14 protein-coding genes are annotated in these 15,593 nt (G+C 59.4%); 3 read left to right on the plus strand and 11 right to left on the minus strand.

The genetic code is table 11. The annotated features are described in order from the left end of the window. Positions 1-17 precede the first annotated feature (17 nt). The 3 genes from rpoD to rpsU form a co-directional block, all read right to left on the minus strand. Entirely contained in the window at positions 18-1,865 is a 1,848-nt protein-coding gene (gene rpoD / locus B0W55_RS15025; RefSeq protein WP_077046762.1) for an RNA polymerase sigma factor RpoD, read from the minus strand. A 67-nt stretch (positions 1,866-1,932) separates the two neighbouring features. Continuing rightward, positions 1,933-3,903 carry a DNA primase gene (gene dnaG / locus B0W55_RS15030; protein WP_077046763.1) on the minus strand — a complete coding sequence of 657 codons (1,971 nt, stop codon included), beginning with the start codon at positions 3,901-3,903 and terminating at the stop codon, positions 1,933-1,935. Between the two features lie 478 nt (positions 3,904-4,381). Further along, positions 4,382-4,597, minus strand: coding sequence for a 30S ribosomal protein S21 (rpsU, locus tag B0W55_RS15035; RefSeq protein WP_002551877.1), 216 nt, complete (start codon positions 4,595-4,597; stop codon positions 4,382-4,384). 199 nt (positions 4,598-4,796) lie between these two features. Between rpsU and tsaD the strand changes: the two genes are divergently transcribed. Further along, on the plus strand, positions 4,797-5,822 hold the full coding sequence (gene tsaD / locus B0W55_RS15040; RefSeq protein ID WP_077046764.1) for a tRNA (adenosine(37)-N6)-threonylcarbamoyltransferase complex transferase subunit TsaD: 1,026 nt from the start codon (positions 4,797-4,799) through the stop codon (positions 5,820-5,822). Positions 5,823-5,844: 22 nt separating this feature from the next. Here tsaD and plsY read toward each other — a convergent pair whose 3' ends face one another. Next, positions 5,845-6,414, minus strand: coding sequence for a glycerol-3-phosphate 1-O-acyltransferase PlsY (gene plsY / locus B0W55_RS15045; RefSeq protein ID WP_077046765.1), 570 nt, complete (start codon positions 6,412-6,414; stop codon positions 5,845-5,847). A gap of 74 nt (positions 6,415-6,488) precedes the next feature. Between plsY and folB the strand changes: the two genes are divergently transcribed. Together folB and folK are read left to right on the plus strand one after the other, a co-directional pair. After that, positions 6,489-6,845, plus strand: a complete 357-nt coding sequence (folB, locus tag B0W55_RS15050) for a dihydroneopterin aldolase (RefSeq protein WP_077046766.1) — start codon at positions 6,489-6,491, stop codon at positions 6,843-6,845. Then, entirely contained in the window at positions 6,836-7,363 is a 528-nt protein-coding gene (folK, locus tag B0W55_RS15055; protein ID WP_077046767.1) for a 2-amino-4-hydroxy-6-hydroxymethyldihydropteridine diphosphokinase, read from the plus strand. Before folB ends, folK begins: the two co-directional genes overlap by 10 nt. 74 nt (positions 7,364-7,437) lie before the next feature. Here the strand turns inward: folK and B0W55_RS15060 are convergent, their stop codons facing one another. The 7 genes from B0W55_RS15060 to apaG form a co-directional block, all read right to left on the minus strand. After that, positions 7,438-8,667 carry a multifunctional CCA addition/repair protein gene (locus tag B0W55_RS15060; RefSeq protein ID WP_077046768.1) on the minus strand — a complete coding sequence of 410 codons (1,230 nt, stop codon included), beginning with the start codon at positions 8,665-8,667 and terminating at the stop codon, positions 7,438-7,440. A gap of 63 nt (positions 8,668-8,730) precedes the next feature. Next, positions 8,731-10,293, minus strand: a complete 1,563-nt coding sequence (locus B0W55_RS15065; protein ID WP_077046769.1) for a SpoVR family protein — start codon at positions 10,291-10,293, stop codon at positions 8,731-8,733. Further along, positions 10,290-11,561, minus strand: coding sequence for a YeaH/YhbH family protein (locus tag B0W55_RS15070; protein ID WP_008061553.1), 1,272 nt, complete (start codon positions 11,559-11,561; stop codon positions 10,290-10,292). The genes B0W55_RS15065 and B0W55_RS15070 overlap by 4 nt, the downstream gene beginning before the upstream one ends. Positions 11,562-11,683: 122 nt before the next feature. Continuing rightward, the gene (locus B0W55_RS15075; RefSeq protein WP_028621509.1) at positions 11,684-13,606 is read right to left on the minus strand and encodes a PrkA family serine protein kinase; all 1,923 of its coding nucleotides are present in this window, start codon (positions 13,604-13,606) and stop codon (positions 11,684-11,686) included. A gap of 297 nt (positions 13,607-13,903) precedes the next feature. After that, positions 13,904-14,233 carry a thiosulfate sulfurtransferase GlpE gene (gene glpE / locus B0W55_RS15080; RefSeq protein WP_077046770.1) on the minus strand — a complete coding sequence of 110 codons (330 nt, stop codon included), beginning with the start codon at positions 14,231-14,233 and terminating at the stop codon, positions 13,904-13,906. Between the two features lie 33 nt (positions 14,234-14,266). Further along, positions 14,267-15,151: a symmetrical bis(5'-nucleosyl)-tetraphosphatase gene (locus B0W55_RS15085; RefSeq protein WP_077046771.1), complete on the minus strand. Its 885-nt coding sequence runs from the start codon at positions 15,149-15,151 to the stop codon at positions 14,267-14,269. Then, positions 15,151-15,531, minus strand: a complete 381-nt coding sequence (gene apaG, locus B0W55_RS15090) for a Co2+/Mg2+ efflux protein ApaG (protein WP_077046772.1) — start codon at positions 15,529-15,531, stop codon at positions 15,151-15,153. Before apaG ends, B0W55_RS15085 begins: the two co-directional genes overlap by 1 nt. Positions 15,532-15,593 lie beyond the last annotated feature (62 nt).

Genomic DNA, 15,593 nt, shown 5'->3' on the forward strand with positions numbered 1-15,593 from the left:
GCCGGGGGTTTGTTTGATCACTCGTCGAGGAAGGAGCGCAGATGCTCGCTTCTCGTCGGGTGGCGCAGCTTGCGCAGTGCCTTGGCTTCGATCTGACGAATCCGCTCACGGGTCACGTCGAACTGCTTACCAACCTCCTCGAGGGTGTGGTCGGTATTCATGTCGATACCGAAGCGCATGCGCAGTACCTTGGCTTCACGGGCAGTGAGGCCGGACAGCACTTCGCGAGTCGCTTCCTTAAGGCTCTCAACGGTGGCGACATCGATTGGCGACTGCATGGTCGAGTCTTCGATGAAGTCACCCAGATGGGAGTCTTCGTCATCACCGATCGGGGTTTCCATGGAGATCGGCTCTTTAGCGATCTTCAATACCTTGCGGATCTTGTCCTCAGGCATTTCCATGCGTTCGCCCAGCTCTTCCGGAGTCGGTTCGCGACCCATTTCCTGCAACATCTGGCGGGAAATGCGGTTGAGCTTGTTGATCGTCTCGATCATGTGCACCGGAATACGGATGGTGCGAGCCTGGTCGGCGATCGAGCGAGTGATCGCCTGACGGATCCACCAGGTGGCATAAGTCGAGAATTTGTAGCCGCGACGGTATTCGAACTTGTCTACCGCTTTCATCAGACCGATGTTGCCTTCCTGGATCAGGTCGAGGAATTGCAGGCCACGGTTGGTGTACTTCTTGGCGATGGAGATCACCAGACGCAAGTTCGCTTCCACCATCTCTTTCTTCGCGCGGCGGGCCTTGGCCTCACCGATCGACATGCGACGGTTGATGTCCTTGATCTCCGCGATGGTCAAGCCAGTTTCGGCTTCCAGCGCGGTCAGCTTCTGCTGGCAACGAATGATGTCCGGTTGCACACGGCCGATGGCTTCAGCGTATTTGCTTTTGCCTTTGGCCAGGGCGTCGGTCCAGCTTTCGTCGATTTCATTGCCCGGGAACTGGCGCAGGAAATCGGCACGCGGCATGCGTGCGTCACGAACGCACAATTGCATGATGGCGCGTTCTTGCTGACGCAGGCGGTCCAGGGCACTGCGAACACGCTCGACCAGGCCTTCGAATTGCTTCGGCACCAGTTTGATCGGCATGAACAGCTCGGCCAGGGCCAACAGTTCGGCAATCGCCGCCTTGTTGTGACGACCGTGCTTTTTCAGGGCCTTGCGGGTGATTTCCATCTGATCGGCCACAGCACCGAAGCGCTGTGCGGCGATGATCGGATCCGGACCGCTTTCGGCTTCTTCTTCGTCATCCGAGGCTTCGGCGTCTTCGTCGTCGGAGTCGTCGTCCGCTTTGGCGGCCTTCGCGTCGATCGGCGGTGGCACTTCTGCCGCAGGCGGCGCAATGCCGTCGTCCGGGTCGATATAACCGCTCAGGACGTCGGACAGGCGGCCACCTTCGGTGGTGACGCGGGTGTACTCGGAGAGAATGTGGTCGACCGTGCCAGGGAAGTGCGCGATTGCGCTCATCACTTCACGGATGCCTTCTTCGATACGCTTGGCGATTTCGATTTCGCCTTCACGGGTCAGAAGCTCTACCGTACCCATTTCGCGCATGTACATGCGCACCGGGTCAGTGGTGCGACCGATATCGGTTTCCACCGCAGCCAACGCGGCGGCGGCTTCTTCCGCAGCGGCCTCGTCGGTATCGGCGTCGGCCAACATAAGGGCGTCCGCATCCGGAGCACTCTCGTGTACGGGGATCCCCATGTCGTTGATCATGCGGATGATGTCTTCCACCTGCTCTGGATCTGAAATATCCTCGGGCAGGTGGTCGTTGACCTCGGCGTAAGTCAGATACTTCTGCTCACGACCCAGTTTGATCAACTCAATAATACGAGACTGCTGTTGCGCTTTTCCGGACATAACACCCTATCCACTGAAGGTCTTGGCGGGCAAAAAACAAGCCGAGGATTATACCTGAGCTATGACCTCACGCGCCAGTTGAGGTCGGGTTTGATGCGGAAACATTCTGTTTTAAGAGGTCGCGCATCTGTTTCGCTATCTGGGTTTGCTCTTCAGCCGTCAATCCCGGCTGCCGTGCTTTCTTGATGAGTTCGTCGAGGGTTTGCGTGTGCTGGCCCGCCGATAACCTAGTAATGGTGTCTAAAAACTGCTGTTCAAGGTTGTCTCCAGCAATTAACCACTCCTTCTCTGCGAGTGCCCGCAGCAGGCGGCCTTGCTCGGTGCCGTGCCAGCGGGCCATCAACTGAATAGAGTTTAGCTTAGGATTTTTCTGCACCGCCTCGATCAGGGCAATCAGTACCTGAGCGTAGGTGTTGCTCTCGTTGGCAAAGTGATCCGCACTCTCGACCTTGCCCGCCAGTTGCGGGTAGTGGATGAGCGTGCGCAACGCAATCAGCGTCGGCGCTTCTACGGCGACTGGCGTGCGCGGGGCATAAGATTCATCGCGATCGCCGCGCTTGCCGTTTTTGCTCCAGGGTTTCTTGTCCCATTTCTTGCCGCCGGCGCCGGGTTTCTTTGGCGTCCATTCCTGCTGCGGCGCATAGGCTTCCTGGGGCTGGTGGAAGTCGGCGTAGTCCGGCATGGCGTCGTAATCCATGCCCGGGTCATAGACCGGCGGCGCATCCTGGGGCGCGCTGTGGACCAACTGGCTGACCGCTTCTCCGCTCAGGCCTGTGATCTCCAGCAGGCGGTGGCGCATCAGGGTGCGCAGGTTGGCGCCCGGTACTTTGTCGATCAACGGCGCGGCGAGGGTGGCCATGTGGGCCTTGCCTTCGAGGGAGCGCGGATCGGCTTCTTCTGTCAGTTGCTGGAAGAAATAATCCGCCAGCGGTTGTGCATGCTGGTTGATGCGTGCGCGGAAGGCGTCGGTGCCTTCGGAGCGGATCAGGGTGTCCGGGTCTTCGCCTTCGGGGAGGAACAGAAAGCGTGCGCGGCGACCATCCTGCAGGCTCGACAGTGTCGCCTCCAGCGCCCGCCAGGCGGCGTTGCGGCCGGCCTGGTCGCCGTCGAAGCAGAACAGCACGCTGGGCACGACGCGAAACAGTCGTTTCATGTGTTCTTCGCTGGTGGCGGTACCAAGGGTCGCGACAGCATTGCGCAAGCCTTGCTGGGCCAGGGCGATAACGTCCATGTAGCCCTCGACGACGATGATTTCGTCGAGGTTGCGGTTGTTCTTGCGCGCCTCGTACAGGCCGTACAGTTCCTGGCCTTTATGAAATACCGGAGTCTCGGGAGAGTTCAGGTATTTAGGCTTGTCGTCCCCCAATACCCGGCCGCCAAAAGCGATGATGCGCCCGCGGCTGTCGCGGATCGGAAACATCACACGATCGCGGAAGCGATCATAGCGCTTGCCCGTCTCGGCGTTTTCGATCAGCAGGCCGGCATCGATCATGGCTTTTTGCTGCAGAGTATCGCTGCTCAAGTGCTTGAACAGGTTGTCCCAGCCCGGCGGTGCAAAGCCGAGGCCGAAGTCCCGGGCGATCTCACCGGTCAGCCCGCGCCCTTTCAGGTAGTCCACTGCGGCCTTGCGCGCCGGGTGGCTTTTCAAGGCCTGGCGATAAAAGTCGGCGGCGGCGGTGAGTAGCGGGTACAACGGCGAATCGGTCGGCTGCCGGGGTTTGTGCGAGCGGCCGCTTTCTTCGCGGGGTATTTCCATGCCGGCGGCTTTGGCCAGTTCTTCGACAGCCTGGGGAAAGTCCAGGTTGTCGTGGTCCATGATGAAGCCGAGGGCGTTGCCGCCAGCGCCGCAGCCAAAGCAGTAGTAGAACTGTTTGTCGGGGCTGACGCTGAAAGACGGGGTTTTTTCTTTGTGGAATGGGCAGCAGGCGGTGTGGTTCTTGCCGGCTTTTTTCAGTTGCAGGCGCGAGCTGACCACGTCGACGATGTCGGTACGGTTCAGAAGGTCGTCAATGAAGCTCTGGGGAATCAGCCCGGCCATGGCGTTCTCGTCGTCTGCGCTGAAGGAGGCCCGTAACGAAGGGCGGCCGAACGCGGGTCGTTGTTGAGGCGCGCACGTCTTGCGGCTCGACCAGTGTTGTCTGCGTAATCGCTATCGGGAAGTGTATCTGCCGAAATTTCACTGACATTAACGCGATCAGTATTCGACTGTATGAAAGTGTTGCGCTGAATCCGGCTGCGACCCATCGAGGGTCTCGGATAGCTCATCATTTTGCACGCAAGCGGTGCCTTGGGCTGATCGTCGTGAGAGGAATCAGTGGGTGTGCTCGTCAGTAGCCTTGAAAGGCTCGTCAGAAAAGACGTGCACCGCTGGCAAAAGAGCCAGGTCTGACGTGGTGAAGCAGTTCGTCTCGGTCGCATCTGCGGCGTCGACAGTGAAGCATCAAGCGTTTTACGCAAATGCCATAAGCCCGGCTGAGGGCCGGGCTTGGCAGAAGCTTGCTACGATCGTCTGTGTATTAGTACAGACGAACGGCGCGGCGCTGTTCGCGCTGAACTTTCTTGGCGTGACGCTTAACAGCAGCTGCTGCCTTGCGCTTACGCTCAGAAGTTGGCTTCTCGTAAAATTCGCGGCTACGAACTTCAGCCAGTACACCGGCTTTTTCGCAGGAGCGCTTGAAACGACGCAGAGCTACGTCGAAGGGTTCGTTCTCTTTTACTTTGACGGCTGGCATCCAGAGCTACCTTCATTCATTACCGGGGTCAACATCCTCGCGGCAAAAGAGCACTTGAAGACGTCGGTTTTTAAGGGTTGCGGATGTTAACCCCTCATCGCTCGGAATGCAAAGCCTCTGATCGAAAACCGCTGGTCGGGGCATCCCGCGGCGACTATTATGCGCGCCTTCGAATTCAGCCTAAACAAGGCGCAAACCCATGCTAGTACTGGGATTAGAAACCTCCTGCGACGAAACCGGTGTCGCATTGTACGACAGTGAGCGCGGTCTGCTGGCCGACGCACTGTTCAGCCAGATCGACCTGCACCGTGCCTATGGTGGCGTGGTGCCAGAACTGGCCTCGCGCGATCACGTCAAGCGCATGCTGCCCTTGATTCGTCAGGTGTTGGCCGAGGCCGGCTGTGTGCCGACCGAGATCGACGCCATCGCCTTTACCGCCGGCCCCGGCCTTGTCGGGGCGCTTTTGGTCGGCGCTTCCTGCGCTCAGGCACTGGCCTTTGCCTGGGGTATTCCGGCGCTGGGCGTACATCACATGGAAGGGCACTTGCTGGCCCCCATGCTGGAAGCGCAACCACCGGAATTTCCGTTCGTCGCTTTGTTGGTCTCGGGTGGGCATACACAGCTGGTACAGGTCGACGGGATCGGCCAGTACACGCTCATGGGCGAGAGTCTCGATGACGCGGCCGGCGAGGCGTTCGACAAGACCGCGAAAATGATGGGCCTCAATTACCCGGGCGGTCCGGAAATCGCTCGCCTGGCAGAGCAGGGCGTTGCAGGACGTTTCGTCTTCCCGCGCCCGATGTGCGACCGCCCGGGTCTGGATTTCAGCTTCAGCGGCCTGAAAACCTTCGCGTTGAACACTTGGCAACAGTGTGTCAGCGCCGGGGACGACAGCGAACAAGCCCGTTGCGACATCGCGCTGGCGTTCCAGCAGGCCGTGGTGGAGACTTTGACCATCAAGTGCAAGCGTGCCCTCAAGGCCGCTGGCATGAAACGTCTGGTGATCGCCGGCGGCGTGAGCGCTAACAAAGCGTTGCGCACTTCGCTCGAGAAAATGCTCGGCGAGATGAAGGGCGATGTTTTTTATGCCCGTCCACAGTTCTGCACCGATAACGGCGCCATGATCGCATTCGCCGGCTGCCAGCGCCTGCAGGCCGGTCAGCAGGAAAGCCTGGCGATCAGCGTGCAGGCGCGTTGGCCAATGGAGCAGTTGTCGGCGTTGTGATGATTGGCCTCGTATCCGGCCTCTAAAAATGCCGTTCGCGCCCGGCGAACAGGTCGCGTAGATTGCCGCGATGGCGCCACACGATAAGCCCGGTGAGCGCGCTCATGGGCAACAGCGCCGCTGGCGCCTGCCAGGCCAGCAGTGGCAGGGTCAGCGGTGTGGCGATCAGTGCGGCCAGTGAGCTGGTGCGGGTCAGATAGAAGGTCAGCATCCAGGTGCAGACCGCCAGCAGGGCCGCTGGCGGATACAGACCCAGCAACATTCCGGCAGCGGTGGCGACACCCTTGCCGCCGCGAAAGCGAAAATACAGTGGGAACAGGTGACCGATGACGGCACACACGCCGATCCAGGCCTGATCCTGCAGCGAAAGGCCGGCAATGGCGGCAATCAGTACGGGCAGCAAACCTTTGCAGAGGTCGCCCAGCAAGGTCAGGACGGCGAGCTTCTTGCCGGCCAGGCGCAGCATGTTGGTGGCGCCGGCATTGCCCGAGCCACTCATTCGCGGGTCGGGATTGCCCGTCAGGCGGCTGAGCAAAATGGCGAAGGACAGAGAGCCGAGCAGGTAGGCGAGGATCGCCAATAACCAAAACATGCTAACTATTCCGGGCGAGGACGCCCTGATTCTAACGGCGCAATGCGCCCTTGTCGTGTAGCGGAGAAAAGTGCTTGGACAGAGTGTTTATCGAGGGCCTGGAAGTCGACACCGTGATCGGTGCCTACGACTGGGAGCGAGGCATCCGACAGTGCTTGCGCCTGGACCTGAGTTTCGCCTGGGATAATCGTCCGGCAGCGGCCGGCGACGACCTGAGCCTGGCGCTCGATTACGCCAGTGTTTCGTCGCGCATCCAGGCCTTTGCCGAGCATTCCCAGTATCAGCTGGTCGAGACCTTTGCCGAGCGTCTGGTTGAAGTGCTGATGAGCGAGTTCAAGATCACCTGGATGCGCCTCAAGCTGACCAAGCCCGGTGCTGTTCCTGCCGCCATCGGTGGCGTGGGCGTGGAGATCGAGCGCGGATGTCGCTGACTCAGGTGTATCTGGGGCTCGGTAGCAATATCGAGCGCGAAGCCCACTTGCAGGCCGGCCTCGACGCGCTGGCCGGTTTCCTGGTGGATATCCACTGCTCGCCGGTCTTCGAAAGCCAGCCAGTGGGGATCAAGAGCGGGCCATTCTTCAATTTCGTGGTGTCGGCCTACACTGACCTGCCACTGATGGAGCTGGACCGCCGGCTGAAATTCATCGAGGCGGACAATGGCCGCTATGCGCCGGACCGCAAGGGTTTGCCGCTGGACATCGACGTGCTGCTGTTTGGCGATCTGGTGGGCAATTTCGATGGTTTGATCCTGCCGCGGGCCGAGATCCTGAAAAATGCCTTTGTGTTGTGGCCGTTGTCGCTGATTGCACCGGATCGGGTGCATCCAGGCGTAGGCAAAAGCTTTGCGGCGTTGTGGCGTGAAGCGCAGATCGATCAGGAGTTGGCGCCAGTAGCGTTTCAGTGGCGGGGGAATCAGTTGACGCCTGCCGATTTGTTGCGCCAGTCATGACGCCATCGCGGGCTAGCCTCGCTCCTACAGATAGACACGATCCCTGTAGGAGCGAGGCTTGCCCGCGAAGCTTTTCAGGCTGACGCCGCTTCTTTGTAAGCCTTCAATGCCTTGAGCCGCTCGCGCTTGATCGCCTCGCCCAGCGCCGGCCCCTTGAACCCCTTCTCCAGCAGCGGCTGAACCGCCACGCCACGGGCTGCCGTCGCCGCGCCGCGCAGATAATCCGCCTGTGGATAATGTCTGTCTTCCAACCCTTTGCGCCCACGGGCATCCATCTCGCAAGCGGCGATAAACTCCTCGAACCGTTGCGGCCGGCGATAAACGTCGAAGCTTTGCAGCAGCTCCAGCAAGGTCGAGGGTTTCAACTCCAGGGCGCGGTGACCATGGGTGTGATACTCGCCCACCAGCAGTGCCAGTTCCTGACAATCCCTGGGCGCCTTGAAGCGTTCGTTGACCGCTTTGATCAGCTTTAGCCCCTTGAACTCATGGGCAATGTGCCGCGGCCATTCCTCTTCCGGTGTCAGCCCTTTGCCCAGGTCATGCAGCAGGCAGGCCCAGCGTACCGTCAGCGGTTGCTGATGGCGCGCGGCCTGTTCCAGCACGCTGAGGGTGTGGGCGCCGGTGTCGATTTCCGGGTGATGTGCTTCGGGTTGCGGCACCCCGAACAGCGCATCGATTTCTGGCATCAGCACCTTGAGCGCGCCGCAGGCACGCAGCACCTCGACGAATACCTGTGGCTGGTTTTCCATCAAGGCGCGGGATATTTCTTTCCAGCTGCGTTCCGCTGTCAGGGCCTCCAGTTCTCCTGATTCACTGAGTTGGCGCATCAGCTCTAGGGTTTCCGGAGCCACGGTAAACCCAATCTCGGCATACCGGGCGGCAAAACGTGCAACGCGCAAAACCCTGAGCGGATCTTCGGCAAACGCGGGGGAAACGTGACGCAAGAGGCGCGCTTTCAGATCGCGCTGGCCGTGGTAGGGGTCGGTCAGGTTCTGTTGATCGTCCTCGGCCATGGCGTTGATCGTCAGGTCGCGGCGAATCAGGTCCTCTTCGAGGGTCACTTCAGGGCTGGCGTGAAAGGTAAAGCCGCCATAACCGCGCCCGCTCTTGCGTTCGGTCCGCGCCAGGGCGTACTCCTCACCGGTTTTGGGGTGGAGAAAAACCGGGAAGTCCGCACCGACCGGGCGAAAACCCTTGGCAAGCATTTCTTCGGTAGTGGCGCCGACAACGACCCGGTCGATGTCGGTGACCGGTATGCCCAGCAGACGATCACGTACCGCACCGCCGACTTTATAGATCCGCATAAAAAACCTCCGTTAGCTCGACAGGATAACCGTTGCATCGAGCTTTCGGAGGCACAAAAGGGATCAAAGATGAATGACGGCCAGGTCCAGCCGACCGTAGTCGCCTTCACTGTGTTCGCTTCTGGGCGGAACATGATGGGTTTTCATCACCTGATCCCCTTGCAGGGTCTCCAGGTGAATATCGAAGCCCCACAAGCGGTGCAAGTGTTTGAGCACTTCCTCGGTGGACTCGCCCAACGGTTTGCGGTCGTGTTGCTGATGGCGCAGGGTCAGGGAACGGTCGCCCCGACGGTCGATGCTGTAGATCTGCACATTGGGTTCGCGATTGCCCAGGTTGTACTGGGCAGCCAGGGTTTCACGGATGATCCGATAGCCGCCCTCGTCGTGAATCGCCGGGACCAGCAGGTCGTCCTTCTGGTCGTCGTCGAGGATGCTGAACAGCTTCAGGTCGCGGATCACTTTCGGTGACAGGTACTGCAGGATGAAGCTTTCATCCTTGAAGCTGCTCATGGCGAACTTGATGGCCGCCAGCCAGTCGGTGCCGGCAATGTCGGGGAACCAGCGGCGATCTTCCTCGGTCGGCTCTTCACACATGCGGCGGATGTCGCGGTACATGGCAAAACCCAGGGCGTAGGGGTTGATGCCGCTGTAGTAAGGGCTGTCAAAACCGGGCTGGAACACCACGCTGGTGTGGGAGGTCAGGAACTCCATCATGAAGCCGTCGGTGACCAGGCCCTCGTCGTACAAATCATTCATCAGGGTGTAGTGCCAGAACGTGGCCCAACCCTCGTTCATCACCTGAGTCTGGCGTTGTGGATAAAAATACTGGGCGATCTTGCGCACGATCCGCACGATTTCCCGCTGCCAAGGTTCGAGCAGGGGGGCGTGTTTTTCGATGAAGTAAAGGATGTTTTCCTGGGGTTCAGCAGGAAAGCGTGCGTTGTCCCGCTCGCTGTACTTGTCCGCGCCTTTGGGAATGGTGCGCCAGAGGTCATTGATCTGTTTCTGCAGGTGTTCTTCCCGATCCTTTTGCCGACGGCGTTCTTCTTCGGCGGAAATCGGATACGGCCGTTTGTAGCGGTCGACGCCGTAGTTCATCAGGGCGTGGCAGGAGTCCAGCAGATCCTCTACCGCGTCGATGCCGTGGCGCTCTTCACACTGCATGATGTACTGCTTGGCGAACACCAGGTAATCAATGATCGAGCTGGCATCGGTCCAGGTGCGGAACAGGTAGTTTCCCTTGAAGAAACTGTTGTGCCCATAGCAGGCATGCGCCACCACAAGCGCCTGCATGCAGATGGTGTTTTCCTCCATCAGGTAGGCAATGCATGGGTCTGAGTTGATGACGATTTCGTAGGCCAGCCCCATCTGGCCGCGGGAGTAGGATTTTTCCGTGCTGAGGAAATGCTTGCCGTAGGACCAGTGGTGATAACCCAGCGGCATGCCCACGGACGCATAGGCGTCCATCATCTGCTCAGCGGTGATGACTTCGATCTGGTTAGGGTAGGTATCGAGGGCGTAGCGAGCCGCGATACGACTGATTTCACGGTCGTAGGCCTGGATCAGCTCGAACGTCCACTCGGAGCCGGTGGAAATGGGTTGGCGCTTCTGCTCTTTGGCGGTCATGTCACTAACCTGCGCTGGAAGAGTTCACGGAAGACCGGGTAGATATCGCCGGCCGAGACCAGTTGTTGCTGGGCAAAAGTGTCAGAGAAGGCTTCGGCAATGCGCTCGTATTCGAACCACAGGGCCTGGTGTTCGCGTGGGGTGATCTCGACGTAAGTGTAGTACTGCACGAACGGCATGATCTGATTGATCAGGATGTCGCGGCAGATCGGCGAGTCATCGTTCCAGTTGTCGCCGTCGGAAGCCTGGGCGGCGTAGATGTTCCACTCGTTGGCCGGGTAGCGCTCGGCCATGATCTCCTGCATCAGTTTCAGGGCGCTGGATACGATGGTGCCGCCGGTTTCCCGGGAATAGAAAAACTCCTCTTCGTCCACCTCACGGGCACTGGTGTGGTGGCGGATGAACACGACGTCGATCTTGTCGTAGTTACGCTTGAGAAACAGGTACAGCAGGATGAAGAAGCGCTTGGCGATGTCCTTGGTCGCCTGAGTCATGGAGCCGGACACGTCCATCAGGCAGAACATCACCGCCTTGGAGCTGGGGTTGGGCTGCTTGATGAGCAGGTTGTACTTGAGGTCAAAGGTGTCGAGAAACGGTACGCGGTGTATGCGCGCGCTGAGTTTTTCAATCTCCGCTTCCAGTTCCTGAATATCGCCGAAGTTGTCCGGTTCTTCCTGCTTCAGTCGCAGAAGTTCCTCTTTTGCCTCGCGCAGTTTGGCGCGGCTGCTGCCCGACAGGGCAATGCGCCGGGCATGGGCTGAACGCAGGGTACGGATGATGTTGATCCGCGACGGGTTGCCTTCGTTGCTGATCCCGGCGCGCACGGTCTTGAACGTATCGGTACCGGTCAGGTTGCGCTTGACCAGGTTCGGCAGCTCAAGATCCTCGAACATGAACTCGAGGAATTCTTCCTGGGTGATCTGGAAGACGAACTCGTCCATCCCTTCACCCGAATTACCGGCCTTGCCGGGGCCTCGACCACCGCCACCTCCCGGCGGCCGGGCAATGTGCTCGCCGCTGGTGAATTCCTTGTTGCCCGGGTGCACCACCGTCTGCTTGCCCCCGCGGCCGTGGTGAAGTACCGGTTCATCGATGTCGCGACCGGGAATGCTGATTTGCTCGCCGTGTTCCATGTCCGTGATGGAGCGCCGGCTGACCGCCTCCTCGACTGCCTTTTTGATGTGGTCACGGTAACGCCGCAGAAACCGCTGACGGTTCACCGTGCTCTTGTTCTTGCCATTGAGACGTCGGTCGATCACATAGCTCATAGGCCCCTCCGGGGAGCTTCAAGTCGTAAGCCTCAAGCTGCAAGCGAACGCGTCATCAAGTCCCGAATACGGGATTCAAGCGCCTTGCACTTGCAGCTTTCAGCTAGAAGCTTGCCGCTGCTTCACTGCGACTTACGGACCCGTAGGTACCATTCGGACAGAAGCCGTACCTGTTTGTCGGTGTAGCCCCGCTCAACCATTCGCGTAACGAAGTCGTTGTGTTTCTGTTGGTCTTCTTTGCTGGCCTTGGCATTGAAGCTGATGACCGGCAGCAGGTCCTCGGTGTTGGAGAACATTTTCTTCTCGATGACCACCCGCAGTTTTTCGTAGCTGAGCCAGGTCGGGTTCTTGCCGTTGTTGTTGGCGCGGGCGCGCAGTACGAAGTTGACGATTTCGTTGCGGAAATCCTTCGGATTGCTGATGCCGGCCGGTTTTTCGATTTTTTCCAGTTCCTCGTTCAAGGCCACGCGATTGAGGATTTCGCCGGTTTCCGGATCGCGGTATTCCTGGTCCTGAATCCAGAAGTCGGCGTACAGCACGTAACGATCGAAGATGTTCTGGCCGTATTCGCTGTAAGACTCGAGGTAGGCGGTCTGGATCTCCTTGCCGATGAATTCGATATAGCGCGGCGCCAGGTATTCCTTGAGGAAGCGCAGGTAGCGTTCGCGGGTTTCAGCCTGGAATTGTTCCTGTTCGATCTGTTGTTCGAGCACGTAGAGCAGGTGTACCGGGTTGGCGGCGATTTCGTGCGGATCGAAGTTGAAGACTTTGGACAGGATCTTGAACGCGAAGCGCGTCGACAGACCGTTCATGCCTTCGTCGACACCGGCGTTGTCGCGGTATTCCTGGATCGACTTGGCCTTCGGATCGGTGTCCTTGAGGTTTTCGCCGTCATACACCCGCATTTTCGAGTAGATGTTGGAGTTTTCCGGCTCTTTGAGGCGAGAGAGCACAGTGAACTGGGCCAGCATCTTCAAGGTGTCGGGCGCGCAATGGGCCTTGGCCAGCGAGCTGTTGAACAGCAGCTTGTCGTAGATCTTCACCTCGTCGCTTACCCGCAGGCAATACGGCACTTTGACGATGTAGATCCGGTCGATGAAGGCTTCGTTGTTTTTGTTGTTACGGAAGGTGTGCCATTCCGATTCGTTGGAGTGGGCCAGCAGGATCCCGGTAAACGGAATCGCCCCCAGGCCTTCGGTGCTGTTGTAGTTGCCTTCCTGAGTGGCGGTCAGCAATGGGTGCAGCACCTTGATCGGCGCCTTGAACATTTCGACGAATTCCATCAGGCCCTGGTTGGCCCGGCACAGAGCGCCCGAGTAGCTGTAGGCGTCGGCGTCGTTTTGTGGGTATTCCTCCAGCTTGCGAATATCGACCTTGCCCACCAGTGCCGAGATGTCCTGGTTGTTTTCATCGCCCGGCTCGGTTTTGGCCACCGCGATCTGGTTGAGGATCGACGGGTAGAGTTTCACCACGCGGAACTGGCTGATGTCACCACCGAACTCGGCCAGGCGCTTGGTCGCCCAGGGCGACATGATGGTGTTGAGGTAGCGCCGTGGAATGCCGAAGTCTTCCTCGAGGATGGCGCCATCTTCAGTGGCGTTGAACAAGCCCAGAGGTGATTCGAAAACCGGCGAGCCCTTGATCGCGTAGAAGGGCACCTTCTCGATCAGTTGTTTGAGCTTTTCGGCCAGGGACGATTTACCGCCACCGACGGGGCCGAGCAGGTAGAGGATTTGTTTCTTCTCTTCCAGGCCCTGAGCGGCGTGGCGGAAATACGACACGATCTGGTCGATGCACTCTTCCATCCCGTGGAAGTCTTCAAAGGCCGGATAACGACGGATCACCTTGTTGGAGAAGATTCGCGACAGCCTCGAGTTGGTCGAGGTGTCGAGCAGCTCCGGTTCACCGATGGCCAGGAGCAGACGCTCGGCGGCGGAAACGTAGGCGCTACGGTCCTGTTTGCACAGTTCCAGATACTCTTGCAGCGAGAGTTCTTCCTGGCGTGTGGACTCGAAACGTTGTTGGAAGTGGCTAAAGATACTCATGACGTCACCTCGCTCGATACGTGGAGCCGACGCCGGATCATTCAGTCGATGCTGGCAGCAACCGAACAGGCAGTCGCTGTTTACCCCCCAGAAACCCTTCGCAGCTGACAACTGCAAAAGCTACTCCCGATGATCCGCGCGCCGGTGTACCGGCTCTCCCCTGTTTTGGATGGCCTGCGCTTAAGGATAGTTGGGAATTCGCGAGGTAAAGGAGAGATACACAATTAAGTGCGGGTGACCGTTCGTCTGCCACCGCGCGAACCCGCGCAAGCCGGGGGCTTGCGCGTTACAAAAAAATTATTCAGAAGTGCCTTGCGCTGTTTCTGAAGGAAAAGTCGTACGCCACAGTTCGAAACCACCATCCATGCTGTAGACGTCGGAGAAGCCCTGGCTGATCAGGTAGGCGGCCGCGCTCTGGCTGGAGTTGCCGTGGTAGCAGACCACCACCGTCGGGGCGTCCAGGTCGGCGGCGCGGATGAAGTCGGAGATCGAATGATTGTCCAGATGCTTTGAGCCGCTGATGTGCAGGGCGGCATAGGTGGCCGGGTCGCGGACGTCGACGACCACTGCGCCTTGTTCGCGCAGGGCTTGTGCCTGTTCCGGGGGAATACGTTTGAATTCGCTCATGGCGGGCTCCTGTGGCTCGGCTGAAAGCGCAGTCTAGCGCGGGGCGCTGGCTGACGATGGTTCGGGAATGAGTGGGGCGACTGGTGGTTTGGCGGCGTGGCCGTGCTCATCGCATTTGCAGGACAGGCGCTGACCGCTGTCGACGTTCATCAGGGTCAGGGCACCGCCCCAGACACAGCCCGTGTCGAGGGCCGAGATACCTGGCTCGAGGACTTTGCCCTCCAGGGCCGCCCAGTGGCCAAAGATGATCTTCAGATCCTTGGTTTTGCGATCCTTGTGTTGGAACCAGGGCTTGTAGCCCGGCGGCGCGCTGTCCAGACCTTCCTTGCTCTTGAGGTCGAGCTTGCCTTCGGCCGTACAGAAACGCATCCGGGTGAAATAGTTGGTGATCACCCGCAGGCGGGTCACGCCCTTGAGGTCACTGTCCCATTTCGCCGGGTCATTGCCGTACATGCCATCCAGGTAAGCAGGAAACAGGTTGTCATCGCGCAGGGCAGTCTCGACTTCGGCGGCGCACTTCAAGGCCTTGCGCAGCGACCACTGGGGCGGGATGCCAGCATGGACCAGCGCCACATGACGTTGTTCGTCGTAATGCATCAGCTTTTGCTGACGCAGCCAGTCCAGCAGCTCCGCGCAATCAGGTGCTTCGATGATTTCGCGCAGGGTGTCGGTTTTCTTCAGGCGTTCGATGTTCTGCCCGGCGGCCAGCAGGTGCAGGTCGTGGTTGCCCAGCACGCACACCAGCGATTCCCGGATGCTATAGAGGAAGCGCAGGGTTTGCAGCGACTGTGGACCACGGTTGACCAGGTCGCCCACCAGCCAGAGACGATCGCGCTGTGGATCGAACGCGACTTGCTTGAGCAGGCATTGCAGCGCTTCAAGGCAGCCCTGCAGATCACCGACCGCGTAGGTTGCCATCAGTGCAGGGCTCCGGGCACCGCCAGGCGGAATGGCGCGATGATGGCGTCGAAGTGCTTACCGTCGTCGGCAATCATCTGATAGCTGCCCTGCATGGTGCCGACCTTGGTGGTCATCACCGTGCCGCTGCTGTAGGTGTGGCTCTCGCCGGCCTCGATCAGCGGCTGCTGGCCGACAACGCCCGCACCGCGAACCTCTTCGACATGCCCGTCGCCGTCGGTGATGACCCAGTGCCGTGACAGCAGTTTGGCCGGTATCAGGCCATTGTTCTGCACGGTGATGGTGTAGGCGAAGGCAAAGCGGTCTTGATCGGGTTGCGATTGTTCTGCCAGATAGCGGGTGACGACGCTGACGTCGACCTGATAACGAGGATCGGACATGCAAGAGGCCTTAAAAACGAAGCGGGACGCGGGGCGTAGCTGATGCAGATCAGTCTAGGCCA

Source organism: Pseudomonas sp. KK4, from assembly GCF_001984065.1.
GTDB lineage: Bacteria > Pseudomonadota > Gammaproteobacteria > Pseudomonadales > Pseudomonadaceae > Aquipseudomonas.